Annotated in this window: 18 protein-coding genes; 15 read left to right on the forward strand and 3 right to left on the reverse strand. The window is 60.2% G+C overall.

Going from position 1 to position 24,031, the window contains the following annotated elements; all coding sequences use genetic code 11:
- Positions 1-239: 239 nt before the first annotated feature.
- Positions 240-3,776: an indolepyruvate ferredoxin oxidoreductase family protein gene (locus B9Z34_RS13405; RefSeq protein WP_108428628.1), complete on the reverse strand. Its 3,537-nt coding sequence runs from the start codon at positions 3,774-3,776 to the stop codon at positions 240-242.
- Between the two features lie 120 nt (positions 3,777-3,896).
- Here B9Z34_RS13405 and B9Z34_RS13410 point away from each other — a divergent pair, with 120 nt between their 5' ends.
- Positions 3,897-4,364 (forward strand): Lrp/AsnC family transcriptional regulator, encoded by a 468-nt coding sequence (locus B9Z34_RS13410; protein ID WP_108428629.1) that lies wholly within the window; start codon positions 3,897-3,899, stop codon positions 4,362-4,364.
- Between the two features lie 54 nt (positions 4,365-4,418).
- Here B9Z34_RS13410 and B9Z34_RS13415 read toward each other — a convergent pair whose 3' ends face one another.
- Positions 4,419-5,729, reverse strand: a complete 1,311-nt coding sequence (locus B9Z34_RS13415) for a Glu/Leu/Phe/Val dehydrogenase (RefSeq protein ID WP_199220132.1) — start codon at positions 5,727-5,729, stop codon at positions 4,419-4,421.
- A gap of 233 nt (positions 5,730-5,962) precedes the next feature.
- Here B9Z34_RS13415 and mnmG point away from each other — a divergent pair, with 233 nt between their 5' ends.
- The 11 genes from mnmG (at position 5,963) to B9Z34_RS13470 (ending at position 19,278) form a co-directional block, all read left to right on the forward strand.
- Positions 5,963-7,933 (forward strand): tRNA uridine-5-carboxymethylaminomethyl(34) synthesis enzyme MnmG, encoded by a 1,971-nt coding sequence (mnmG, locus tag B9Z34_RS13420; protein WP_108428630.1) that lies wholly within the window; start codon positions 5,963-5,965, stop codon positions 7,931-7,933.
- Positions 7,930-8,577 (forward strand): 16S rRNA (guanine(527)-N(7))-methyltransferase RsmG, encoded by a 648-nt coding sequence (gene rsmG / locus B9Z34_RS13425; protein WP_199220133.1) that lies wholly within the window; start codon positions 7,930-7,932, stop codon positions 8,575-8,577. The genes mnmG and rsmG overlap by 4 nt, the downstream gene beginning before the upstream one ends.
- 91 nt (positions 8,578-8,668) lie before the next feature.
- Positions 8,669-9,283: a LysE family transporter gene (locus B9Z34_RS13430; protein WP_108428631.1), complete on the forward strand. Its 615-nt coding sequence runs from the start codon at positions 8,669-8,671 to the stop codon at positions 9,281-9,283.
- Between the two features lie 39 nt (positions 9,284-9,322).
- Positions 9,323-9,940 carry a LysE family translocator gene (locus B9Z34_RS13435; protein ID WP_108428632.1) on the forward strand — a complete coding sequence of 206 codons (618 nt, stop codon included), beginning with the start codon at positions 9,323-9,325 and terminating at the stop codon, positions 9,938-9,940.
- A gap of 15 nt (positions 9,941-9,955) precedes the next feature.
- The gene (locus B9Z34_RS13440) at positions 9,956-10,726 is read left to right on the forward strand and encodes a ParA family protein (protein ID WP_108428633.1); all 771 of its coding nucleotides are present in this window, start codon (positions 9,956-9,958) and stop codon (positions 10,724-10,726) included.
- Between the two features lie 11 nt (positions 10,727-10,737).
- On the forward strand, positions 10,738-11,319 hold the full coding sequence (locus tag B9Z34_RS13445) for an alpha/beta hydrolase (protein ID WP_108428634.1): 582 nt from the start codon (positions 10,738-10,740) through the stop codon (positions 11,317-11,319).
- 2 nt (positions 11,320-11,321) lie between these two features.
- Complete coding sequence (locus B9Z34_RS13450; protein WP_108428635.1) at positions 11,322-12,239, forward strand: ParB/RepB/Spo0J family partition protein; 918 nt, start codon at positions 11,322-11,324, stop codon at positions 12,237-12,239.
- A gap of 82 nt (positions 12,240-12,321) precedes the next feature.
- Positions 12,322-13,995, forward strand: a complete 1,674-nt coding sequence (locus B9Z34_RS13455; protein WP_146179664.1) for an ATP-binding protein — start codon at positions 12,322-12,324, stop codon at positions 13,993-13,995.
- On the forward strand, positions 13,992-15,749 hold the full coding sequence (locus B9Z34_RS13460; RefSeq protein WP_146179665.1) for an ATP-binding protein: 1,758 nt from the start codon (positions 13,992-13,994) through the stop codon (positions 15,747-15,749). The genes B9Z34_RS13455 and B9Z34_RS13460 overlap by 4 nt, the downstream gene beginning before the upstream one ends.
- Positions 15,746-17,506, forward strand: coding sequence for a hybrid sensor histidine kinase/response regulator (locus tag B9Z34_RS13465; RefSeq protein WP_108428638.1), 1,761 nt, complete (start codon positions 15,746-15,748; stop codon positions 17,504-17,506). The genes B9Z34_RS13460 and B9Z34_RS13465 overlap by 4 nt, the downstream gene beginning before the upstream one ends.
- Positions 17,503-19,278: an ATP-binding protein gene (locus B9Z34_RS13470; protein WP_108428639.1), complete on the forward strand. Its 1,776-nt coding sequence runs from the start codon at positions 17,503-17,505 to the stop codon at positions 19,276-19,278. Before B9Z34_RS13465 ends, B9Z34_RS13470 begins: the two co-directional genes overlap by 4 nt.
- Before the next feature lie 4 nt (positions 19,279-19,282).
- On the opposite strand, the gene B9Z34_RS13475 is transcribed toward B9Z34_RS13470, so the two are convergent.
- A complete protein-coding gene (locus B9Z34_RS13475) occupies positions 19,283-20,710 on the reverse strand; it encodes an FAD-binding oxidoreductase (protein WP_108428640.1) in 1,428 nt (475 codons plus the stop codon).
- Positions 20,711-20,910: 200 nt separating this feature from the next.
- Here B9Z34_RS13475 and B9Z34_RS13480 point away from each other — a divergent pair, with 200 nt between their 5' ends.
- The 3 genes from B9Z34_RS13480 to B9Z34_RS13490 all read left to right on the forward strand — a co-directional run bounded on the left by B9Z34_RS13480 (position 20,911) and on the right by B9Z34_RS13490 (position 24,004).
- Positions 20,911-21,477 carry a cob(I)yrinic acid a,c-diamide adenosyltransferase gene (locus tag B9Z34_RS13480; RefSeq protein WP_108428641.1) on the forward strand — a complete coding sequence of 189 codons (567 nt, stop codon included), beginning with the start codon at positions 20,911-20,913 and terminating at the stop codon, positions 21,475-21,477.
- Positions 21,478-21,502: 25 nt separating this feature from the next.
- Positions 21,503-21,823 (forward strand): hypothetical protein, encoded by a 321-nt coding sequence (locus B9Z34_RS13485; RefSeq protein WP_146179666.1) that lies wholly within the window; start codon positions 21,503-21,505, stop codon positions 21,821-21,823.
- A gap of 84 nt (positions 21,824-21,907) precedes the next feature.
- On the forward strand, positions 21,908-24,004 hold the full coding sequence (locus B9Z34_RS13490; protein ID WP_108428643.1) for an acetoacetate--CoA ligase: 2,097 nt from the start codon (positions 21,908-21,910) through the stop codon (positions 24,002-24,004).
- Positions 24,005-24,031 lie beyond the last annotated feature (27 nt).

The following is a 24,031-nucleotide window of genomic DNA, read 5'->3' on the forward strand; positions in this document are numbered from 1 at the left end:
TCGCGCCTAATCTTCGGGTGACCGATGCGATCAGGCGATGGCAGGACCTACGCTACCGTTTGGCTGAACCGAGCCGAAAACGCCGCTCACAGAGGGCAACGTTGCGTAAGATATTAAGTTAGCGCATATGCGCATGCGCGGGTATGACGAATTCACCAAGATTGGTTTGTTGTGACTCTGTCACACCCGATTTGATCGGGTGTCCATGGTTTTCAACGGGTTTAAAGAGGCATCGTCAATCATTGCGCCCGCAAGGAAGCCCACAAAGCCCGTGCCGCCTTGATATTGCGTTCCTTGACATGGCCAAAGCCTTTGATGTTTTCAGGCACTTGTGCCATGCGCAAAGCCTGAGCATGGTTTTCAAGGTTCAGACCTTGAATGGCATGCCTCATGTGCTGCATGTATTCCTGGATCAAGGCGCGCTCGGTTTGTCGTTCTTCAGTGCGTCCAAACACATCAAACCAGGTGCCACGCAAGCCCTTCAATGAGGCCAGCAATTTGAAGCCCGTCAACATGGCGGGTCCAAATTTCTGTTTGATCAACTCACCTTTGTTGTTTCGTTTGGCCAAGAGCGGTGGGGCCAGGTGGTAATGCACTTTGAAGTCACCTTCAAAGCTGTTTTGAATGCGCGCCAGAAAACCTGTTTGGGTGTGCAAGCGGGCGACTTCGTATTCATCCTTGTAGGCCATCAGCTTGTACAAATGACGTGCCACGGTTTCGGTCAATGTGCTCTTTCCCAAAGGGGCTTCGGCTGATTGAACCTGGGCGATGAATGCCTGGTAGCGTTTGGCGTAATCGGCATTTTGGTAATCGGTCAAGCGTGCCATGCGGTCGGCGATCAGGTCTTCCAGTGATTCACGTTTTTTGAACTGGATCACTTGGGCAGGCTGGAGGGTTTTCATCAGCGCATCGGGCTGGTGTGCGGCGTGGCGACCCCATTCAAAAGCAGCGAGGTTGTTTTTGACCTGCACGTCGTTGAGCTCGATGGCCCGCACCAAAGACTCACGGCGCAATGGCACCCAGCCTTTTTGCCAGGCGTAGCCCAGGATCATGGGGTTCACATAAATCGTGTCGCCCATGAGTTGCTTGGCCAGGGCATCGGCGTCAAAAGCGCCCACGCCTTCCACGCCCACTTGTGCGGTGATTTCGGCCACGCATTGCTCGGCCGGGTTTTGCCAGTTGCCGTTTTTCACAAACGCGGCGGTGGGTGTGCTGTTGCTGTTCAGGGCCACATGGGTGCGGCCTGCACGCATGCGCAATGTCGTTTCCTTGGAGGCGCTCACGATTGGGTCACAACCGATGATCAGGTCGGCAGCGGCCATGCTCACGCGGGTGGTGCGGATCTCGTTCTGGCTGTTGGCCACCAGGATATGGCTCCAGGTCGCGCCGCCTTTTTGCGCCAGACCGGCCGAGTCTTGTGTGACGATGCCCTTGCCTTCGATGTGTGCGGCCATGCCCAGCAGCTGGCCGATGGTGATGACGCCTGTGCCGCCCACGCCTGCGACCACCATGCCCCAGGGTTGGGTGATGAGGGGCAGTTCAGGTTCTGGCAAAGCGCCCAAATTGGCAGGGTTCAGCGTGCTTGTGCTGGACGAGGCTTTCTTTTTGAACGTGCCGCCTTCCACCGTGACAAAGCTGGGGCAGAAGCCTTTGAGGCAGCTGGTGTCCTTGTTGCAGGTGCTTTGGTTGATGGTGCGCTTGCGGCCCAAGGGTGTCTCGAGCGGTTCGACCGACAGGCAGTTGGACTGCACACCGCAGTCGCCACAGCCCTCACACACTTCTTCGTTGATCATTACGCGCACCGCAGGGTCGACCATGGTGCCGCGCTTGCGGCGGCGGCGTTTTTCGGTGGCGCAGGTCTGGTCGTAAATGATGACGGTGGTGCCTTTGATCTCGCGCATTTCGCGCTGGATGCGGTCGAGTTCATCGCGGTGGAACACCCGCACGCCTTCGGCCAAAGCCACGCCATCGTATTTGTCCGGTTCGTCGGTCACGACCACGATGCGCTGAGCACCTTCGGCCTTCATGCTCATGGCAATTTGCACCACACTGTGACCTTCGGGGCGCTCGCCGACTTGCTGGCCGCCGGTCATGGCCACGGCATCGTTGTACAAAATTTTGTAGGTGATATTCACACCCGAGGCCACGCTTTGGCGCACCGCCAAAATGCCGCTGTGGAAATAGGTCCCATCGCCGATGTTGGCAAAAATGTGCTGGTCGGTGCTGAAGGGTTGTTGGCCCGTCCATGGCACGCCTTCGCCGCCCATCTGCGTGAAGCCTACCGTGCTGCGGTCCATCCAGATGCTCATGAAATGGCAGCCAATGCCCGCCATGGCGCGTGAACCTTCGGGCACCTTGGTGGAGGTGTTGTGCGGGCAGCCTGAGCAGAACCAGGGGGTGCGCTCGGCGGCCGCGCCCAGGGTCAGGGTTTGGAGCGATTTTTCCTTGGCGTCCAGAACGGCCAGGTGCGCGTCGATGCGGGCGGTGGTGTCGGCGTCCACACCCATTTTCTTCAAGCGCTTGGCAATGGCCCGCGCAATCAGGGCCGGGGTCAGGTCGGCGTTGGCTCGCAGCAGCGTGCGCTCGGTCGGGTTGGGGATGGACCATTCACCACCCGAGATGTCGCCGTCGGCTTCATCGAATTTGCCCAGGATGTTGGGGCGCACATCGTCACGCCAGTTGTACAGCTCTTCTTTCAGCTGGTATTCGATGACTTGGCGCTTTTCTTCGACCACCAAAATTTCGCGCAACCCGGTGGCGAATTCGCGGGTGGTTTGTGCTTCAAGCGGCCAGACCACGCCCACCTTGTGCACCCGGATGCCCAGGCGCTGGCAGGTGGCGTCATCCAACCCCAGGTCCAGCAGGGCTTGGCGCGTGTCGTTGTAGGCTTTGCCGCTGGCGATCAGGCCAAAGCGGTCATTCGGTCCCTGGATGACGTTGTGGTTGAGTTTGTTGGCGCGGATGTAGGCGAGAGCCGCGTACCACTTGTAGTCGAACAGACGGGCTTCCTGCTCCAGTGCGGTATCGGGCCAGCGGATGTGCACGCCGCCAGGGGGCATGACGAATTCGGGCAACACGATTTGCACACGCTCGGGGTCGATGTGCGCGGTGGCACTCGACTCGACGATTTCCTGAATCGTCTTCATCCCCGACCAGATGCCCGCAAAGCGGCTCAAGGCCAGGGCGTGCAGACCTTGGTCCAGGATGTCCTGCACGCTGGCCGGGAAAAACACGGGCAGGCCGCAGGCCTTGAAGATGTGGTCGCTTTGGTGCGCGGCGGTGGAGCTTTTGGCCACATGGTCGTCGCCCGCCACCGCCAGCACGCCCCCCCAAGGTGTGGTGCCCGCCATGTTGGCGTGCTTGAACACATCAGAGCAGCGGTCCACACCGGGGCCTTTGCCGTACCAGATGCCGAACACGCCATCGAACTTGTTGGTGCCGGGTGGCGCAAAGCCCAGTTGCTGTGTGCCCCACAAAGCAGTGGCAGCGAGTTCTTCGTTCACGCCGGGCTGGAACACGATGTGCTGGGCCTTGAGGTGGTCCTTGGCTTTCCACAGCGACTGGTCGTAGCTGCCCAGTGGCGAGCCCCGGTAGCCGCTGATGAAGCCGGCGGTGTTCTTGCCTTGCAGGGTGTCGCGCTGGCGTTGCAGCATGGGCAGCTTGACCAGGGCCTGCACGCCGCTCATGAAGGCGCGGCCGACATCGAGGCTGTATTTGTCGTCCAGCGTCACGGTTTCCAGAGCCTGGCGAATCGATTCGGGCAAAGGGGCGTTCATGGTGTGTCCTGCGGCAATCAATGGAAAACACAGTGTAGGACGGCCAAGCCGACAAGTGCTTGCTTTCTGTGACAGGATTTGCCCTATGATTTGAAAGAATCTTGCTCAATGAGGCCTATTTTGGAAACACTGGATAAATTCGACTGGGCGATATTGAATGAACTGCAGCGTGATGGGCGCTTGACCAACGCCGAGTTGGCTCAGCGTGTCGGCCTGTCGGCAGCGCCGTGTTGGCGGCGGGTGCGGGCGCTGGAAGAGGCGGGCGTCATCAAAGGTTATCGCGCCGAAATCGACCGTCAAAAAGTGGGGCTGGACGTGTTCGCCTTCGTACGCCTGGATGCCGAGCGCAACCGAGGCGACATCACACGCCAACTGGAGGAGGCGATCCTCAAGATCCCGGAAGTGATCTCTTGCCACTACATCAGCGGCACTGGCACCTTCGAGCTGCAGGTGGTCAGCAAAGACCTGAACACCTTCAGCCAGTTTGCCCGCGATGTGTTGATCAATTTGCCCAATGTGAAAGACTTGCACACCAGTTTTTCGCTGGGCGAGGTCAAGGCCGTAGGGGCCTTGCCTTTGAAGCCTTGAACGCCTTGCTTGATGGACAAACGGTCTTTTGGGTCTGTGCGTAAAAACCGGATGTCAGGGGTATAAACCGCGCAATTCGCGTGCTTGCAAAATGCGCGTGCAAGCCACGATGAAGGTGGCTGTGCGCAGACTGACGCGGTGCTCGTCGGCCACTTGCCAGATGGCGGCAAAAGCTTCGTGCATGATACGCACCAAGCGGGTGTTGATGTCATCTTCGCTCCAGAAAAAGCTGGAGAAATCCTGCACCCATTCAAAGTAGCTGACCGTCACGCCGCCCGCGTTGGCGATCACATCGGGCACGACCAGGATGCCGCGTTCGTGCAGGATGTCGTCGGCTTCGGGGGTGGTGGGGCCGTTGGCGCCTTCGATCACCATGCGGGTCTGGATCTGGTGGGCATTGGCGGCGGTGATTTGCTGCTCCAGTGCGGCCGGGATCAGGATGTCGCAGTCCACCCCCCAGAACTGCGCATCAGGCAGGGTCTCTGCAGGCGCGAACCCCTTGACGCTGCCGTTCTCCCCAACATGGCTCAGCAGGGCGGGCACGTCCAGACCAGACGCCTGATAAACCGTGCCGCCGTGGTCCTGCACCGCGACCACCGTGGCCCCGGCCTGCGCAAACAGCTTGGCCGCAATGCCGCCCACATTGCCAAAGCCTTGCACGGTGATACGGGCCTTGGCGATGTCCAGACCGATGTGTTGCGCGGCTTCCTGACCCACCGTGAAGACACCCCGCCCGGTGGCTTCGCGTCGCCCCAGAGAGCCGCCCAAGGCCAAGGGCTTGCCGGTCACCACGCCCGAGGCGGTGGCGCCTTCGTTCATCGAATAAGTGTCCATCATCCAGGCCATGATCTGTTCGTTGGTGTTCACGTCCGGGGCCGGAATGTCCTTGGTCGGGCCGATGATGATGCCGATCTCGCTGGTGTAGCGGCGTGTCAGGCGCTCCAGCTCGCCGCGTGACAGGGTTTTGGGGTCGACCCGGATGCCGCCCTTGGCGCCGCCAAAAGGCAGGTTGACGGCCGCGTTTTTCACCGACATCCAGGCCGACAAGGCCATGACTTCGGACAGCGTCACATCCTGGTGAAAGCGCACGCCGCCTTTGCCCGGGCCTCGGCTGGTGTTGTGCTGCACGCGGTAGCCCTCAAAGTGGGCCATGGTGCCGTTGTCCAGCTCGATCGGCACGTCCACGATCAGGGCGCGTTTGGGGCGTTTGAGTGTTTCGACCCAGCGCGACAAGCTGCCCAGATAGGGCGTGACGCGGTCGACTTGCTGCAGGTAAATCCCCCAGGGGCCAAGGTGCTCTGGGTTCAAATAAGAGGGCAGTGCATGGGCGCTTGTGGCGGTGATGCCTACAGGTGAATTGGACATGTTTCGTCGCCTTTCTTGAAACTGACGGTTTTTCAGTGGTGCAAATGGTAGGGCGGGAACACGCCGCCGTCCAAGGCCGCTTGGCTGTCAGGTCATGCGTTTGGTGCATAACCGCAAGGGCCGCAGGTCTGACCCCCTGCCTGTAAAATCAGCCGCTTCAGCTGACCCCGTGGCAGGGCGGCCCACGGCGCAGGCGGCGCCCATTTTTGGCCTTCATTCAAGGCGGACTTCTCATGCTTTACCCTCAAGAATTCGATGTGATCGTGGTCGGCGGCGGCCATGCCGGAACCGAGGCTGCACTGGCGGCTGCGCGCATGGGTTGTAAAACGATCTTGCTCACCCACAACATCGAGACGCTGGGCCAGATGAGCTGCAACCCCAGTATTGGCGGCATTGGCAAGGGGCATCTGGTCAAAGAGGTGGATGCCTTGGGCGGCGCCATGGCGCTGGCCACCGACGAAGGCGGTATCCAGTTCCGCATCCTCAACAGTTCCAAAGGCCCGGCCGTGCGCGCCACCCGCGCCCAGGCCGACCGCATCCTCTACAAAGCCGCCATCCGTCGCATGCTGGAGAACCAGCCCAATTTGTGGCTGTTCCAGCAGGCCGTCGATGATTTGATGGTGGAAGGTGACCGGGTAGTGGGCGCCGTGACGCAGGTGGGCATCCGTTTCCGTTCGCGTACCGTGGTGCTGACCGCAGGCACCTTTCTGGACGGCAAGATCCATGTGGGCTTGCAGAACTATTCAGCGGGCCGAGCGGGTGACCCCCCGGCGGTGAGCCTGTCGGCGCGTCTGAAGGAACTGAAGCTGCCGCAAGGGCGCCTGAAGACCGGCACGCCGCCGCGCCTGGATGGGCGCACCATTGATTTTTCGAAATGCACCGAGCAGCCCGGCGACGGCGTCCCCGGTGGCATGAACCCCGAGGGTGGGGTGCCGGTGTTAAGCTTCATGGGCAAGGCGAGCATGCACCCGCAGCAAGTGCCGTGCTGGATCACCCACACCAACGAGCGCACACACGAGATCATCCGCTCCGGCTTTGACCGCAGCCCCATGTTCACCGGCAAGATCGAAGGCGTGGGCCCGCGTTATTGCCCGAGCGTCGAAGACAAGATCAACCGCTTTGCCGACAAGGACAGCCACCAGATTTTTCTGGAGCCCGAAGGCCTGACCACGAACGAGTATTACCCCAACGGCATCTCGACCAGCTTGCCGTTTGACATCCAGTACGATCTGGTGCGGTCGATGAAGGGGCTGGAAAATTGCCACATCCTGCGCCCGGGCTACGCCATCGAATACGACTATTTCGACCCGCGCTCACTCAAGAACAGTTTTGAGACGAAGCAGATCAACGGCTTGTTCTTTGCGGGTCAGATCAACGGCACGACCGGTTACGAAGAAGCTGCGGCCCAGGGCCTGTTCGCGGGCATCAACGCTGCGCTGCAATGCCGGGGCGAAGCCGCCTGGACACCTGCACGCGACCAGGCGTATTTGGGTGTGCTGGTGGACGACCTGGTGACCCAGGGCGTGACCGAGCCTTACCGCATGTTCACCAGCCGGGCGGAGTTCCGCCTGCAGCTGCGCGAAGACAATGCCGATGCCCGTTTGACTGAAGTGGGGCGACAAATGGGCCTGGTCGATGACGCCCGTTGGGACGCGTTCAGCCGCAAACGCGATGCTGTTTCACGTGAAACAGAGCGCCTGAAATCCACTTGGGTGAACCCGCGCAACCTGCCCGCAGCGGAATCCGAGCGGGTTTTGGGCAAGGCCATTGAGCACGAGCACAACCTGTTCGATTTGTTGCGCAGACCGAATGTGTCATACCCTGACCTGATGTCTTTGGATGGTGGGCGCATGGCAAGTGCCGATGTTTCACGTGAAACACTGGGCGATTTGAGCGCCCCGGTGATTGAACAGGTCGAGATCGCGGCCAAGTATTCGGGTTACATCGACCGCCAAAAAGGGGAGGTGGAGCGGGCTGCGTTTTACGAGCACCTGCGCCTGCCCGAGAATCTCGACTACATGCAGGTCTCGGCCTTGTCGATCGAGGCGCGGCAGAAGTTGGCCAAGCACCGTCCTGAAACCCTGGGTCAAGCCTCACGCATCTCCGGCATCACACCGGCCAGCGTGTCTTTGTTGTTAATTCACCTGAAAAAGGGTGGTTTCAAAGGCTTCATGCAAGCGGCTGAGGAAGGCGTGCAGGCATGAGCGTGAATCTGGAGGCTGGGCTGCGCTCGGGTGCGCAAGCCTTGGGTTTGGCTTTGACGGATGCGCAAATCCAGCATTTGCTGGACTATGCGGCGCTGATCCAGAAATGGAACAAGGTCTACAACCTGACCGCGTTGCGCGACCCGGCGGACATGCTCACGCACCACCTGTTGGACAGCCTGACCGCCATTGCCCCTTTGCGCCGACATAACCAGGGCCAGCCTGTTCGGGTGCTGGATGTGGGTTCGGGTGGTGGCCTGCCTGGCGTGGTCTTGGCCATTTGCTTGCCAGAGTTGAACGTGAGCTGTGTCGACACGGTGGCCAAAAAAGCCGCCTTTGTGCAGCAGGTGGCGGTGAGTTTGAAGCTGCCCAATTTGCGTGGTGTGCACGCTCGGGTCGAGTCCCTGACCGATCCGTACCAGATCATTTGCTCCAGGGCCTTTGCCTCTTTGCCTGACTTTGTCACCTGGTCCCGTTCGGCCCTCGCCGACGGCGGGGTCTGGATGGCCATGAAGGGCAAGCACCCACAGGGTGAAATTGACGCACTGCCGACGGATGTTCAGGTGTTTCACGTGGAACCTTTGAAGGTGCCTGGCCTGGACGTGGAGCGTTGCATGGTCTGGATGAAGCCCCAAACGCCGTGAATGCGGGCGTGTTTCACGTGAAACACGCTGTTTGAGGGGTTGCCCGAAGGGCATCACGTACACTCGCCACATTCCCCCTGAAAGTGCAGATATGTTTGGTATCTCGGATTACGGCGCATTCGCTGCGGCCTTTGTCCTGCTTTTGTTTTTGCCTGGTCCCGGTAACCTGGCACTGATCAGCTCGGCCAGCAAAGGCGGAATGCCGGGTGGCCTGGCTTCGGTGATGGGCCTGCTTTTGGGGGACCAGATTTCGCTGTGGCTCACGGTGGCCGGTGTGGCCGCCATGCTCAAGACCTACCCGCCTTTGTTCATGGCCTTGCAGTGGTTGGGGGCGGCTTATTTGTTATGGCTGGGTGGCAAGATGCTCATGTCCAAGCCGGGCGAGGTGCCCAGTCTGCAGATCACGCCCGGGCATTATTTTCGGGAAACATTGCTCATCACCTTGCTCAACCCCAAGGCGATCATGTTTTATTTGGCGTTTTTCCCGCAGTTCATCGACCCGGTCCAGCATCAGGGTTGGGTGACTTTTGGTGTGATGGCCGGGACCATCGCAGCGCTGGGATTTGTGTACTGTTTCGGGGTAGTCTGGGTCACCCACCACATGGCCGAACGCCTCCGCGCCCATCCCAAGTTGTCATCCTCCTTGCAAAAACTGGCGGGTTTGTGCCTGGTGGGTTTTGGTTTCAGGATGGTGTTGGCCAAATAAGGCGCGCACCAGACGTTCTCGTTTTTCGGAAAGCTCCTCATGTTCTTTGGCATCTCGGATTACGGCGCATTTGTGGCGGCCATCGTGGTGTTTCTGGCCATTCCCGGCCCGGGCAATCTGGCCCTCATCACCTCCACCAGCAAGGGCGGCGTGGCCGGTGGCCTCATGGCCACCCTGGGCGTGATCGCCGGGGACCAGGTGCTCATGTGGCTGGCGGTCGCAGGTGTGGCGGCGGTGCTGACCACCTACCCGGCGGCATTTGTGGCCATCCAATGGTTGGGCGCGGTGTACTTGGCCTGGCTGGGCTGGAAGATGCTGTCTGCCAAACCGGGGGATGCGCCTGTGCTGAACATCCGGCCCTGCCAGTATTTTCAACAGGCCCTGGCTATCACCTTGCTCAACCCCAAGGCCATCGTCTTTTACATGGCCTTCTTTCCATTGTTCGTAGACCCCCAAACCCATTTGGGTTGGGTCAGCTTTGGCGTCATGGCGGCCACCATTGCCGCGTTGACCTTTTTGTATGGCCTGGGCATGACCTTGCTCACGCACCACCTGGCCGAGCGCATGCGCGCCAACCCTTTGGTGGGGCGGGTGCTGGAAAAGGTGGCCGGCATTTTTCTGGTCGGCTTTGGCATCAAGCTGGCCATGTCCAAATAACCCCGAAAGCGCAGTATGGCCAAGGTTTTCTGCATTGCCAACCAAAAGGGTGGCGTTGGCAAAACCACCACCACCGTGAACCTGGCCGCAGGCTTGGCCAAAGTCGGGCAGCGGGTGCTGCTGGTGGACTTGGACCCGCAGGGCAATGCCACCATGGGTTCGGGCATCGATAAACGCGCGGTTGAGTTGAGCGTTTACGATGTCTTGCTGGAGTCGGCCTCGATCGCCGAAGCCGTGGTCAAGGCCGACAAATGCGGCTACGACGTGCTCAGCGCCAACCGCGAACTGGCCGGGGCCGAGGTCGAGCTGGTGCAGCTGGAGCACCGCGACCAACGCTTGAAAAATGCCTTGGCCGTGGTCGATGCCGATTACGACTTTGTGTTGATTGACTGCCCACCGTCCTTGTCCATGCTCACGCTCAACGGCCTCTGCTCGGCCCATGGCGTGATCGTACCCATGCAGTGCGAATACTTCGCGCTCGAAGGCCTGACCGATCTGGTCAACACCATCAAGCAGGTGCACGCCAACCTGAACAAGGACCTGAAAATTATCGGCTTGCTGCGTGTCATGTTTGACCCGCGCATCACCTTGCAGATGCAAGTCAGCGACCAGCTCAAGGCCCACTTTGGCGACAAGGTCTTCGACACCGTGATCCCGCGCAATGTGCGCCTGGCCGAAGCGCCGAGCTACGGCTTGCCGGGCGTGGTATTTGATCCGCCTGCCAAGGGCAGCCAGGCCTATGTCGACTTTGCGCGTGAACTGGTGCTGCGCGCGCCCACGCTCTGAGCGGTTTGACGATGTCGTTTCAGGCGCAATCCCTGCCGCTCGATGGTGCTCTGGCCCAAGCGGCCACGGTGCTGATCTTGCCGGGCTGGCAAGGCAGTGGTGCCGAGCATTGGCAAATGCGTTGGGCGCGTCTGCATGGCTATGCCGTGGTCGAGCAAAACGATTGGCTGCACCCCTTGCGCGGGGACTGGTTGGCGCGTCTGGACGAGACCGTGATCGATGCGCCAGGACCGGTGGTTTTTGCCGCCCACAGTCTGGGCTGCATTTTGGTGGCCGCCTGGGCCTCTGTGTCCCGGCACACGGCCAGAGTGCGAGGGGCTTTGCTGGTGGCTCCGGGAGACACCGAAGCCCCTGAATTGAACCACCGCCTGCCCGGCTGGTCGCCCATCGTGCGCCAGCCATTGCCGTTCAAAAGCATCCTGGTGGGCAGCCAGAACGACCCCTATTGCGCCGCCCGGCGTGCCCAAGGTTTGGCCCACGCTTGGGGCGCCACTTGGGTGGACTTGGGTGAAGCCGGGCACATCAACGCCGATTCATCGCTGGGCGATTGGCCGCAGGGCCATGCGCTGTTGCAAACATTACTGAAGGATTGACCATGGTCACCAAAAAACCCAAAGGCCTGGGCCGCGGACTTGAAGCCCTGCTGGGCCCCAAAGTGCAGGACGCACCCGTTGCCGACATGACCGCCGAAACGGGTGTGCCCACCCAGCTCAAGCTCGACCAGATGGTGGCCGGCATGTACCAGCCGCGCACCCGCATGGACGAGGGCGCTTTGTACGAGTTGGCCGAATCCATCAAGGCGCAAGGCATCATGCAGCCGATCCTGGTGCGTCAGCTGAGCGAGGGCGACAACGCTGGCAAGTACGAGATCATCGCGGGCGAGCGGCGTTTCCGCGCTTCGCGTCTGGCGGGGCTGGAGTCTGTCCCTGTTTTGGTGCGTGACGTGCCCAACGAGGCCGCCGCGGCCATGGCCCTGATCGAGAACATCCAGCGCGAAGACCTCAATCCGCTCGAAGAAGCCCAAGGCCTGCAACGCCTGATCAAAGAGTTTGGGCTCACTCACGAATCAGCCGCGCAGGCGGTGGGCCGCTCACGCAGTGCCGCCAGCAACCTCTTGCGTCTGCTGAATCTGGCCGATCCGGTCCAGAGCATGTTGATGGCCGGTGACCTGGACATGGGCCATGCCCGTGCTTTGCTGTCGCTCGACAAGGCGGCCCAAATCACCGCCGCCAACCAGATCTCGGCCAAAAAACTGTCGGTGCGCGAAGCCGAAAGTCTGGCCAAAAAGCTCGGTGCCGAATTCAACCTGGTGCATCAAAAACCCAAAAAGGAAAAATCCCGCGACATCCGGCGGGTGGAAGAAGAGCTGTCGGATCTGCTCATGGCGGAGGTCGAGGTGCGTGTGAAAAAGCGCGTCAAGCGCTTGGGCAAGATCGAAGAGATGGGCGAGTTGTCGATCCAGTTCGGCTCGCTCGATGAGCTCAATGGCCTGATTGAAAAATTGCGCGGATAAGCTGGTGCTGCGCGGTACGCAAAAACTGTCCAAGGCCTTTTGGCGAACCTTGTTTCGTCCAAACGGGTTTTTGCGTCAGGAAATGCTCACCATCTATTTGATCCTGGTGGGCTTGACGACATTCTTTGGTTATTTGTTCACGCCGGTTGAGCGGATATCGCAGGCTTGTCTGATGGTGTCGGTGTTGTCGGTTTGCCTGTTTTCAGTGGTGCGTGTTCGGGCGATCTTTGAGCTTATTGTCCACACCGTCACCGCACTCACGGTGCTGTTGACGATTTACACGGCCATGCACACAGGGGGCATCAATTCCACCACCGTGGTTTGGCTCAATGTCTTGTCGGTACCGGTGTTGTTGTTGCTGGGACGCGCCGCCACGCTCGTCTGGATTGGCATCATGCTGCTGTCGATTCTGTTGCTCACCTGGATCACCTGGATGGGCTGGGTCGGCAGCCATGTGACTGTGTCCTCGTCGGTGGTGACCTGGGCTTATCTGAACCATTTGCTGGCGCTTCTGAACCTGATGATGGGGGTGCGCATTTATGAGCACCTGCACAAAGTGCAACTGCGCAAACTCAACCAGCGCAATGATGAACTCAAGGCCACCCATGAAGCGCTGATCCGGGCACAGGCGCACAAGGACGAATTTGTGGCTGCTGTGGGCCACGAGCTGCGCACCCCGATGAATGTGATTCTGGGTTTCAACGGGGTGCTGCGCCGTGAACTCTCGGACAACCCCGAGCAGTTGGCGGTGGTGGGGCACATTCGCCGCTCGACCGAACATTTGTTGCAGGTGGTCAACGACATCCTGGATTTTTCACAGCTGCAAGCGGACAAGTTGCGCTTGAACTGCGCCGACTTTGCCCCCCAAACCTTGATGGATGAACTGCAGCAGCGCCATGCCGACAAGGCCTCGAGCAAGGGCTTGGCTTTACGTTTCGAGCTGGATGCCGCTGTGCCTTGCCGCGTGCACGGGGATCGAAACCGCCTGCTCCAGATCCTGAACAACCTGGTCGACAACGCCATCAAGTTCACAACCGAAGGTGCCATCCATGTCCGTTTGCAGGCCCGTGGAGAGTGCCTGCGATTCGAGGTGCAGGACTCGGGGCGGGGCATTGCGCGGCAGCGGCAGCAGCACATTTTTCGACGCTTTGAGCACGCCGATGTCCAGACCAACCGCGCGTATGGCGGCACGGGCTTGGGGCTGACACTGTGTGAAAAGCTGGTCACCCTGCATGGGGGCCGCATCGGTGTGGACAGCCAGGAGGGGCATGGGGCATTGTTCTGGTTTGAAATTCCTTTGCAGGCCGCGCAGGACACGGACGTGTCCAACACCCTGGCGGACGATGGTCTGGTCGACGAGGCCCTGAACATCTTGGTGGTGGACGACAACCGGGTGAACCTGATGGTGGCCCAGTTGCAACTGCAAAAATGCTGGCCCAATGCCCACATCACCACCGTGGACAGCGGCGCCAAAGCCTTGGCCCTGCTCGACCAGCAGGTGTTTGACGTGGCCTTGATCGACATGATCATGCCGGACATGGATGGCATGCAGGTGACGCAGCAAATACGCCAACACTTTCCGGCGATGGTCGCGCACATGCCCATATTGGCTTTGACGGCCAACACCAACCCGGTCGATCGTGACCGTTGTTTGGCTGCAGGCATGAATGAGGTTTTGCATAAACCCATGGACACGGCCGAGTTGATGCGCACCGTGGGCCGTTGCGTGCGCCTGGCCCGGGAGGGCAAGTTGTGAACCTCAGTGCTTGGCTCCAAACCCGGATGCTGCAGTTGTCTGCGCGCCTGCCTGTGCGCTTCCAACAGGGCAAGATGCCCTACGTGTTCTTTTTTGCGGTCATGGTCATCGTGGTGTTGTTGACCTATGCGGTGATCAGCCCCTATCCGTATGCGCAAGTCACGTTCACCACGTTTGCCTTTTTCCTGTTTGTTTTGCTGCTCTTGGTCAACCAGGGTTTTTCATTGCAGTGGGCCATCCATTTGGGCACGGGTCTGGGTGCGCTGATCCTGTTTTATGCCGTGTGGGCCACGGGCGGCGTTCATTCGCCTCGATTGGCCTGGTTGCTGATATTGCCGCTCACGCCCTTTTATGTCATCAGCCGCAAAGCCGGCATTTTCTGGCTGTTGATCACGATGGCTTTGCAGTTGGTCATGGTGTTGGCCAACCACTTGGGCTGGGTGCCAGCGTTCGAGACGGGCATGCGGCATGTGCCATCTTCTTTCATGACCTACACGCTGGTGACCTGCGTGCTGATCGTCGTTCCTTTGATGTACGACCACCTCTACCGTCAGGCACTGGAGGCCAGCCGCAACCATCAGCGTGAGCTCGAAGCGCGGCGTCAAGAGCTGGAGCAAACATCGGAGATGCGTGAGCATTTCATCGCCACCGTGAGCCATGAGTTGCGCACACCCATGAACGCCATTTTGGGCTTCAATGCGCTTTTGCTGTCCCGTGTGGAGGGCAAGCCCGAGGCCCACAAGGTGCTCAAACACACGCAGCAATCGGCAGACCACCTGATGACGGTCATCAACGACATCCTGGATTACTCACAGCTTCAGGCGGGTGAGTTGGTCATTCAGTCGGAGACCTTTGACCTGCGACAGACGGTTACGCATGCTTTTGAGCTGTTTTGGCCCCGCGTTAAAAGCATGGACATCGATTACCGCATGGTTCTCGATGACGACTTGCCCGTGTGGGTGCACACCGATCGGCACCGCCTGATGCAGGTGTTGGTCAACTTCTTGGGCAATGCGCTCAAGTTCACCCACCAGGGCTCGGTGGTGTTGCGCGTGCAGTGGCAAAACCCCGGGGTGATTTTCTCGGTGCAGGACACCGGCATTGGGATCGCACACGAGCGGCAGGCCACGATTTTCAATCGTTTCAGCCAGGCCGAAAGTGACACGCAGGCGCTTTACGGCGGGAACGGTCTGGGCCTGGCGATCTCGCGCAAGTTGGCGCAATTGCTCGGCGGCGAAATTGGTTTTGAAAGTGAGCCGGGACAAGGCGCGCACTTTTGGCTGCGCTTGCCGCTGCATGCCGAAGCTGCACCGGCACAAAAAGGGCACGCCACCAGCGCCACATTGTTAACCGCTCAAATGCCTTGGCGTTTTCTGATCGTGGACGACCATCCGGTCAATCGCTTGCTGGTTCAGCAGGTTTTGAAAAATGCCTGGCCCCAGTGCCAGACCGTGGAAGCGGGCAATGGTCTGGATGCCTTGAACGCATTGCACGATCAAAGTTTTGACCTCGTCTTGATGGACATGGTGATGCCGGTGATGGATGGCATTGAAGCCACGCGCAGATTGCGCACCGAATGGCCTGAGCCCGCCTCTGCGGTGCCTGTGATGGGGCTGACGGCTAACGTGAACCCCGTGGACCTCTCCGCCTTCAAGGCCTCCGGCCTTAACGATGTGATGCTCAAACCGTTCGAGCCCGAATTGTTGTGTCAGCGTGTAGAGCAGTTGTTGTTCCGGCGTTTTGATCACACATGAAGCACATGCGCAACACCTGGATGCAATGGGCCCCCATGAAAGGCTTGCATGACGACACCGCCAGTGGACGCCGTCGCTGGTTTTTGAAGCTCGGCATGCTGTCCCTGGTCGTGTGCTCCTTGTTGTTTTACGGCGTGGCACAACCTGCGTATGACCACGACATTCACCTGCTGGCGGCGTTGGTGTATTTGCTCCTGTTTGTGGCTGTGCAAGCGGGTGCTTCGTATGTGCCTGTTGCCAACCTGGGATTTTTTGTCTCGATCGCCTATGTGTTGTCGGTCTCCTGGACCACAGGCGGCATCAACTCGACCACCATGGTCTGGATGACGGTGGTCACCTTGCCTTCCATTTTGCTGCTCAGCCGCGTGGCGGCCGTGGTTTGGGCGGGTGTGGCGGTGGCCGTCAATTTGCTGATGCTGGCCTTGACCCAGACGGGCGTGCTGAGCAGCCTCACGCTCATGAACCATGAGGTGCTGGCCTGGACATTGTTGAACAAGGTGCTGGTAGTTTGCATGGCGATGGGGGTGGTGTTCCTCACTGATTACATGCACCGCCAGCAAAGCGATGAATTGGACAAGCACAACCGCTCTCTGGAGCATACCCACCTGGCCTTGCGTCAGGCGCAAGCCCACAAGGATGAATTCGTCGCCTCGGTGGGGCATGAACTGCGCACCCCCATGAACGCGATCCTGGGGCTCAATGGCATTTTGCGCACGGAGCTGGCGGGCAGGGCTGAAGACGTCGAAGTGGTGGACCACATCCGGCGCTCGACAGAGCAGTTGTTGCAAGTGGTCAATGACATCCTGGATTTTTCGCAGTTGCAGGCGGGCCTTCTGGTTTTGAACGAAGAGCGGTTTGCCTTGTGTGAAACGCTGCAGGAGGTGATGGATCGTTACGCCGACAAGGCCGCAGCGAAGTCCCTGGAACTGACGCTGGACGCTCGCCAGATTCAGGGCATGTGGGTCAAGGGCGATCGGCAACGCCTTGTGCAGATCTTGCGCAATATGCTGGACAACGCGCTCAAATTCACCTTGCACGGGCGCATTCAGGTGCGCGTCAAAAGTGTCGGCTTGGGTGTGCTGTTTGAGATCGAAGACACCGGCATCGGCATTCCGGCTGACCGTTTGCAGCAAGTGTTTGACCGATTTGAATTTGCCGACCTGCAAACCAACCGCCAATTCGGCGGTACAGGCTTGGGTTTGTCCATCAGTGAGCGTTTGGTGAGCCTGCAAGGGGGCCGCATTGGGGTGAGCAGTGTGCAGGGCCAGGGCACCACATTCTGGTTTGAGTTGCCTTTGACCATGACGGCCGCGCAAGGCGATGGCGTCACCGACGCCGAACGGACCGAGTTGATGAACCGGCGAATCCGAATTTTGTTGGTCGACGACAACGCGGTGAACTTGATGGTGGCGCGTTTGATGTTGCAAAAATTCTTCCAACACGCCGAGGTGACCGAGGCCCAGGGCGGCGTTCAGGCGCTGGCCTTGCTTAAAACACAGTCCTTTGATTTGGTCCTCATGGACATGGTGATGCCGGATGTCGACGGTCTGGAAGCGACGAAGACCCTGCGCAGCCGTTTCCCGGCCCCTGCGCGTGACGTGCCCGTGCTCGGCCTGACGGCCAGCACCAACCCGGTTGACCGCGACCTTTGCATGGCCGCGGGCATGAACGGTGTGCTTCTCAAGCCGCTGGATGAAGCGCAACTGGTGGCCCAGATTTCCAGTGTCGGGCAACGTGCGTCGAAGGGGGCTCGATGAAGCCGTATTCAAGCCGTTGGGATACCGCGCTGGAACGGGTTGTGCACTGGCTACCGGCCCGTTTTCAGCAAGACCGCATGCCTTATTTGTTTGGCTTGGTGGTGGTGATGGTCATTGCGCTCGGTCTGGTGGCTGCGGTCACGCCCTATACCAATGGGGTGCCTGTGCCGCTGGCGTTTGCTTTGGTGCTGGTGGTGTTGGTCGTGGCCTTCAGTCTGGGCATGCCGATGTCCCTGGCGGTCCAACTGGGGGTGGCGTGTGCGCTCATGCAGGTCAGTTACGCCGCTTGGGTGTCGGGTGGTATTTTCTCTCCTCGGCTGGCCTGGTGTACGGCCATTCCGCTTGTGGCTTTTTATGCCTTGAGTCGACGCGCGGGTTTGCTCTGGCTCTTGGTGGTGCTGGCCTTGCTGTGCGGTCTGTCTTATGCCACTTGGCATGGCTGGTTGCCACCCAACCCCACGGTGGGATTGGCGCAGGTCAAATCTTCATTTGCCAGTAACACGGTGTCCATGCTGGTCACCATCTCGGTGGTCTTTTTGTATGACAGCCTTTACCGTAAGGCTTTCCGAGCACGGTTGGACCGCCGTGCACAGCTGGAGGAAAAGCGCCAAGAACTCCTGCGTGCGGCCGCGCTGCGAGAGCAATTCATTGCCACCGTGAGCCATGAGCTGCGCACACCCATGAATGCCATCCTTGGCTTCAACACCATGCTGCTCGGCCGCGCCAACGACCAGGCTCAGGCGTTGAAAATCCTGAACCACACGCGCCAGTCGGCCGAGCATCTGATGACCGTCATCAACGATGTGCTGGACTATTCACAACTGCAGGCGGGCAAGATCAAAGTCCAGTTCGAGACCTTTGCCTTGCACGACACGGTGAACAACGCCTTCGGCCTCTTCAGTCCGCGTGAGCAAAGCATGAACCTGACGTACCACCTGGATATCGCCGACGATGTGCCCCAGTGGGCGCACACCGATCGACACCGCTTGATGCAGGTGCTGGTCAATTTGTTGGGCAACGCCATCAAATTCACGCACCAGGGCCATGTCAGCTTGCGGGTGCAAAAGTTGGCGGAGGGCGTGAAGTTTTCGGTACAAGACACCGGCATTGGCATCGAAGACGCGCAAAAGAAACGGATTTTTGAGCGCTTTGCACAAGCTGGGGGTGAAATCCAGGCCCGTTATGGTGGCAATGGCCTGGGCCTGTCCATCACCCGCCGACTGGTGGAATTGATGGGGGGGCAGATTGGTTTTGAGAGCACCGTGGGTCAAGGCTCAACCTTCTGGTTCACGCTGCCCCTGGATCCCCGCGATCCGCCGCAACAGCAGGACTGTGCACCCCAGAAAGTACCGGCCATGGACAGCACTGGCCCATTGCATTTTTTGGTAGCGGATGACCACCCACTCAACCGCTTGCTGGCCAAAAAGGTGCTGCTCAATGCTTGGCCCGACAGCTTGGTGGTTGAAGCCGAAGACGGCGCTCAGGCCCTGGCGGCACTGCAAAAGAACCGTTTTGACCTGGTGTTGATGGACATGGTGATGCCGCTGATGGACGGCATTGAAGCGACCTCAGCCTTGCGCAACACGCTGCCTGCACCCGTCTGCGACACGCCCGTCATGGGCCTGACGGCCAACGTCAATCCGCAGGATCTGGAGCGTTTCAAGGCCGCGGGCCTGAACGCTGTGATGCTCAAGCCTTTTGAGCCTGCCCAGTTGTATGCGCAGATCGAATCCCTAATCCGTGTTGATCAGGATGACAAGCCCAAAGCCTGAGGCGTCACATCGAGAAAATTTTCCCAGGGTTCATGATGTTGTGCGGGTCCAGCGCCCGTTTGATGGTGCGCATCATGTCCACCGCACCCTCGCCGGTTTCGGTGCGCAAGAAGTCCATCTTGTGCAGGCCAATGCCGTGCTCGCCGGTGCAGGTGCCACCCAAGCGCAAAGCGCGGTTGACCAATTGCTGGTTCAAGGCTTCTGCGGTTTCGCATTCTTGCGGGTTGTTCGGGTCGATCAGATAGCCGAAGTGGAAATTGCCATCGCCCACATGGCCGACCAAAAAGTAAGGGATGCCGCTCGCGTCGGTCTCGGTGATGGAGTCGAGCAGGCAATCGGCCAGGCGGCTGATGGGCACGCAGGTGTCGGTGCTGATGGCGCGGCAGCCGGGTTTGCTCTGGATGGCCGCAAAGTAAGCGTTGTGCCGTGCGGTCCACAGGCGCGTGCGCTCTTCGGGCGTCACCGCCCATTCAAACGCGTTGCCACCGAATTCGCTGGCGATTTCTTGCACGGTTTCGGCCTGTTCCTTCACGCCCGCAGGCGAGCCGTGGAACTCCATCAGCAGCATGGGCTCTTCGCGCAGGCCCAGCTTGGCGTAGGCGTTGACCATGCGCACGGTGTTGTGGTCGATCAGCTCCACACGGGCAATCGGCACGCCCAGCTGGATGGTCTGGATGACGGTGCGCACCGCCGCTTCGATGCTCGGGAAAGAGCAGATCGCCGCCGAGATGGCTTCGGGCAAGGGGTACAGGCGCACGGTGACTTCGGTGATCACGCCCAGCGTGCCTTCGCTGCCCACCATCAGGCGGGTCAGGTCGTAACCGGCGCTCGACTTTTTGGCGCGGGTGCCGGTGCGGATGATTTCGCCCGCTGCGGTGACCACTTCCATGGCCAGCACGTTCTCGCGCATGGTGCCGTAGCGCACGGCGTTGGTGCCGCTGGCGCGGGTGGCGCTCATGCCGCCAATGGTCGCGTCTGCACCCGGGTCGATCGGGAAGAACAAACCCGTGGATTTGATCTCTTCATTCAGTTGCTTGCGCGTCACGCCCGGCTGCACCGTCACCGTCAGGTCTTCGGCGTTGATGGCCAAGACTTTGTTCATGCGCGTGAGGTCAATGCTGATGCCGCCTTGCACCGCCAGCAAGTGGCCTTCGAGAGAAGAGCCCACGCCAAAAGGAATGACCGGCACTTTGTGCTCAGCGCACAGTTTCACCGCGTCGGCCACGTCCTGGGTGTTTTCGGCAAACACCACGGCGGCGGGGGGCGGCACATGGGTGAAAGCCGACTCGTCGCGGCCGTGTTGTTCGCGGATGACCAGCGCGGTGGAGCAGTTGCCGCCAAAGCGGGCTTTCAGGGCGGCCAAAAAGGCTTCAGGCACAGCGCGTTGTGCGATTTCGGGGGCCAGGTGGGCGGCGGCAACAGGGGCGTTCATGGGGGTGTCTCCGTTAATGGCGGGCCAAATCCGCCAGACATGCTGAACAGCAGTTTACGCCGCAAACAATGGCCTTGCTGTCTTTTGTCAGACAAGCCAAGGGGACTTGGTCGACAATCAAGCCTCTTTGTAGGAGCCCACCCTGTGGGCGATTCATTCAGACTCCGCACGCTTGAGCGAACAAAATAGAGAGCAACACCATGGGCAACCGACTCACACAAATCGCCACCCGCACCGGGGACAACGGCACCACGGGGCTGGGCAACAACCAGCGCGTGTCCAAAAACAGCTTGCGCGTGCACGCCATGGGCGAGGTGGACGAACTGAACTCCCACATCGGTGTGCTGCTGTGCGAAGACATGGCCGCAGACGTGCGTGAGGTGCTGGTGGAGGTGCAGCACCAGTTGTTCAACCTTGGCGGCGAGCTGTCAATTCCCGGTTTTGAATTGCTGAAAGATGAGGCCGTGGCGGCACTCGACGCCGCCCTTGAAAAGTACAACGCCCAACTGCCCAAACTGGAAGAATTCATCTTGCCTGCAGGCACCCGTGGCGCGGCACAAGCGCATGTGTGCCGCACCGTGGCCCGCCGCGCCGAACGTGCTTGCGTGGCACTGGGTAACGAAGAGGCCATCAACGAAACACCGCGCCAATACCTTAACCGTCTGTCGGACCTGATGTTTGTGCTGGCCCGCGTGCTCAACCGCATGAACGGTGGTGACGATGTGTACTGGAAGAGCCAGCGCATGGCCCAAGACACGGGGGCCTGACATCGTGCGCAGGCTGGCACATGTTGTGGGATGGGCTGCCTTGTGCCTGGCCGCGGTGGGCCCCGCCATCGCCGCGCCGTCGTCGGTGGTGCTCAGTTGCGCTGTGGCCTATTTGCCGCAGCGCAGCACCTGGGTGCGCGAGGTGCGCATCGACTGGGACAAAAAAGCCGTTCGCCGCCTGCGCATCGATGGTGTCGAGCCGTATGGTTTTTCGCTGCTGCCCGGTGGCGTGATGACCGCGATCGACAACGAGCGCATCCAGATCGATCTGGTGGCGAGGCAGTGGCAAAGCGATTTTCGCGGTCAGGCCACGGGTCAGGGCCGCTGCGAAACGGTGCCCGGTTAAACCCGGCCCACGCTGTCACCTAGGTGTACGTTTCAGGGTTGTTGCGCGTGACAGCGCAGCGCAGGCGCTGCTACGCTGCAAGCCATGAACAATGTGAACCATCTCTCCGCTCCCGCGCCTCATCTGCCTCAAATTCGTTTGTATCAAAACTGGCTGCGCGATGAGCGCGGCCTGAGCTTTGCCACTTACAACGACCTTTGGCGCTGGTCGGTCACCGAGCTGGATGCGTTCTGGCAAAGCATCTGGGATTACTTTGATTTTCAGTCGCCCACGTCGCACACCGCGGTGCTGGCGAACAATGTCATGCCGGGCGCCAAGTGGTTTCCCGGAGCCCAGACCAACTACGCGCACCAGGTGCTGCGGCATGTGCAGCCCGCGCACGAGGCCGGGTTTTTGGCAGTCATCAGCCACAACGAAAAAGGTTTGCGCCGTGAGATGAGCTGGCCCGAACTGCGCCGCCAGGTGGCCGCCATGGCGCTGCACCTGCAGGCCCAAGGCGTGCAGCCCGGTGACCGGGTGGCGGCTTATTTGCCCAATATTCCCGAAGCCATGGTGGCGTTTTTGGCCACCGCCAGCGTGGGCGGTGTGTGGAGCATTTGCGCGCCCGACATGGGCACTAACGCCGTGCTCGACCGCTTCAAGCAGATCGAGCCCAAGGTGCTGATCGCGGTGGATGGCGTGAGCTACGGCGGGCGCGATTTTGACCGCATGGGCGTGGTGCAGGAGCTGCGCGATGCTTTGCCCAGCGTGCAACACGTCATCGTGCACAATAACCTGGGCACACTGGATCTGACCAACTGCGACGTGGGCAGCAGCGTGCAGATGTCGGCCATCATCGCGCGTGACGATGCCGAGGTGCAGGCCTTCGAGCCGATGTGGCTGCCGTTCGACCACCCGCTGTGGATCGTCTATTCGAGCGGCACCACAGGTCTGCCCAAGCCCATCGTGCACGGGCACGGCGGCACGGTGATCGTGGCGCTGGCCAACAAAATTTTGCACAACGACATCGGCTGTAGTTACCACACCAACAGCTGGGGCGAGCGTTTTCATTGGTACAGCTCCACCGGCTGGGTCATGTGGAACGCCCAGGTGGCGGGCTTGCTCAATGGCGTGACCTGCGTGATCTACGACGGCAACCCCGGCGGCAGCAAGGAACACCCGGACTGGGGCATTTTGTGGCGCATGGCGGCGCAGGAAAAAGTCACGTTTTTTGGGGCAGGCGCGGCCTACTTTGCCAACTGCCACAAAGCCGGGCTGGACATTTCGCGGTGCGGCGATTTGTCGCGGGTGCGGGCCCTGGGCACCACCGGCTCGCCCTTGTCAGCCGACACCCAAACCTGGGGGGTGGAGCAGTTCAAGGCCATTGGCACCGACATCTGGTGGTGCAACATCTCGGGCGGCACCGACTTTGCGGGCGCCTTTGTGGGCGGCCACCGCGAGCTGCCACAAGAGCCCGGCGTGATGCAGTGCCGTGAACTCGGTTGTGCGGTCGAGGCCTGGAACGAGGCGGGTGAGCCCGTGCTGGGCGAGGTCGGCGAGTTGGTGTGCACCCAGCCCATCCCGTCCATGCCGCTGTATTTCTGGAACGACAAGGACAATGCCCGCTATTTGGCGAGTTACTTTGAGATGTACCCCGCAGGCCATGGTCGCCAACCCGGCGGTGGCGACGGCCCGGCCAGCATGGGCGGCGTCTGGCGGCATGGCGACTGGCTGCGCATCGGGGATGCACAGGGCCAGGGCGAAGGCTGCGTGATCTTTGGTCGCAGCGACGCCACCATCAACCGCTACGGCCTGCGCATGGGCACCAGCGAGCTGTACAGCGCTGTCGAAGCCCTGCCCGAAGTCATGGACTCGATGGTGGTGGACCTGGAGTACCTGGGTAAGGAAAGCTACATGCCGCTGTTTGTGGTGCTGCGCCCAGGCACCACGCTCGACGACGCGCTCAAGGCCAAGCTCAACAACGCCATCAAGGTAGCGCTGAGCCCGCGTTTCATCCCCAACGACATCTTCCAGGTGGCCGAGATCCCGCGCACCCTGTCCGGCAAAAAGCAGGAGTTGCCGATCAAGAAGCTCATGTTGGGTCAGCCGCTGGAAAAGGTGGTCAACAAAGACGCCATGGCCAATCCGGGGTGTCTGGATTGGTATGTGGATCTGGCCAAGCGGCATTTGGCCAAGGCGTGAACTGGCCGAGGGATGGAAAACCTGGGA

This window comes from Limnohabitans sp. Hippo3, assembly GCF_003063665.1.
In the GTDB taxonomy this organism is placed as follows: domain Bacteria; phylum Pseudomonadota; class Gammaproteobacteria; order Burkholderiales; family Burkholderiaceae_C; genus Limnohabitans_A.

Excerpts from the sequence above, each read along its gene's own strand:
- B9Z34_RS13405 (WP_108428628.1), bottom strand. The coding sequence starts at position 3,776 with ATGAACGCCCCTTTGCCCGAATCGATTCGCCAGGCTCTGGAAACCGTG.
- B9Z34_RS13415 (WP_199220132.1), bottom strand. The coding sequence starts at position 5,729 with ATGTCCAATTCACCTGTAGGCATCACCGCCACAAGCGCCCATGCACTG.
- mnmG (WP_108428630.1), top strand. The coding sequence starts at position 5,963 with ATGCTTTACCCTCAAGAATTCGATGTGATCGTGGTCGGCGGCGGCCAT.
- rsmG (WP_199220133.1), top strand. The coding sequence starts at position 7,930 with ATGAGCGTGAATCTGGAGGCTGGGCTGCGCTCGGGTGCGCAAGCCTTG.
- B9Z34_RS13430 (WP_108428631.1), top strand. The coding sequence starts at position 8,669 with ATGTTTGGTATCTCGGATTACGGCGCATTCGCTGCGGCCTTTGTCCTG.
- B9Z34_RS13435 (WP_108428632.1), top strand. The coding sequence starts at position 9,323 with ATGTTCTTTGGCATCTCGGATTACGGCGCATTTGTGGCGGCCATCGTG.
- B9Z34_RS13440 (WP_108428633.1), top strand. The coding sequence starts at position 9,956 with ATGGCCAAGGTTTTCTGCATTGCCAACCAAAAGGGTGGCGTTGGCAAA.
- B9Z34_RS13445 (WP_108428634.1), top strand. The coding sequence starts at position 10,738 with ATGTCGTTTCAGGCGCAATCCCTGCCGCTCGATGGTGCTCTGGCCCAA.
- B9Z34_RS13450 (WP_108428635.1), top strand. The coding sequence starts at position 11,322 with ATGGTCACCAAAAAACCCAAAGGCCTGGGCCGCGGACTTGAAGCCCTG.
- B9Z34_RS13455 (WP_146179664.1), top strand. The coding sequence starts at position 12,322 with ATGCTCACCATCTATTTGATCCTGGTGGGCTTGACGACATTCTTTGGT.
- B9Z34_RS13465 (WP_108428638.1), top strand. The coding sequence starts at position 15,746 with ATGAAGCACATGCGCAACACCTGGATGCAATGGGCCCCCATGAAAGGC.
- B9Z34_RS13470 (WP_108428639.1), top strand. The coding sequence starts at position 17,503 with ATGAAGCCGTATTCAAGCCGTTGGGATACCGCGCTGGAACGGGTTGTG.
- B9Z34_RS13475 (WP_108428640.1), bottom strand. The coding sequence starts at position 20,710 with ATGAACGCCCCTGTTGCCGCCGCCCACCTGGCCCCCGAAATCGCACAA.
- B9Z34_RS13480 (WP_108428641.1), top strand. The coding sequence starts at position 20,911 with ATGGGCAACCGACTCACACAAATCGCCACCCGCACCGGGGACAACGGC.
- B9Z34_RS13490 (WP_108428643.1), top strand. The coding sequence starts at position 21,908 with ATGAACAATGTGAACCATCTCTCCGCTCCCGCGCCTCATCTGCCTCAA.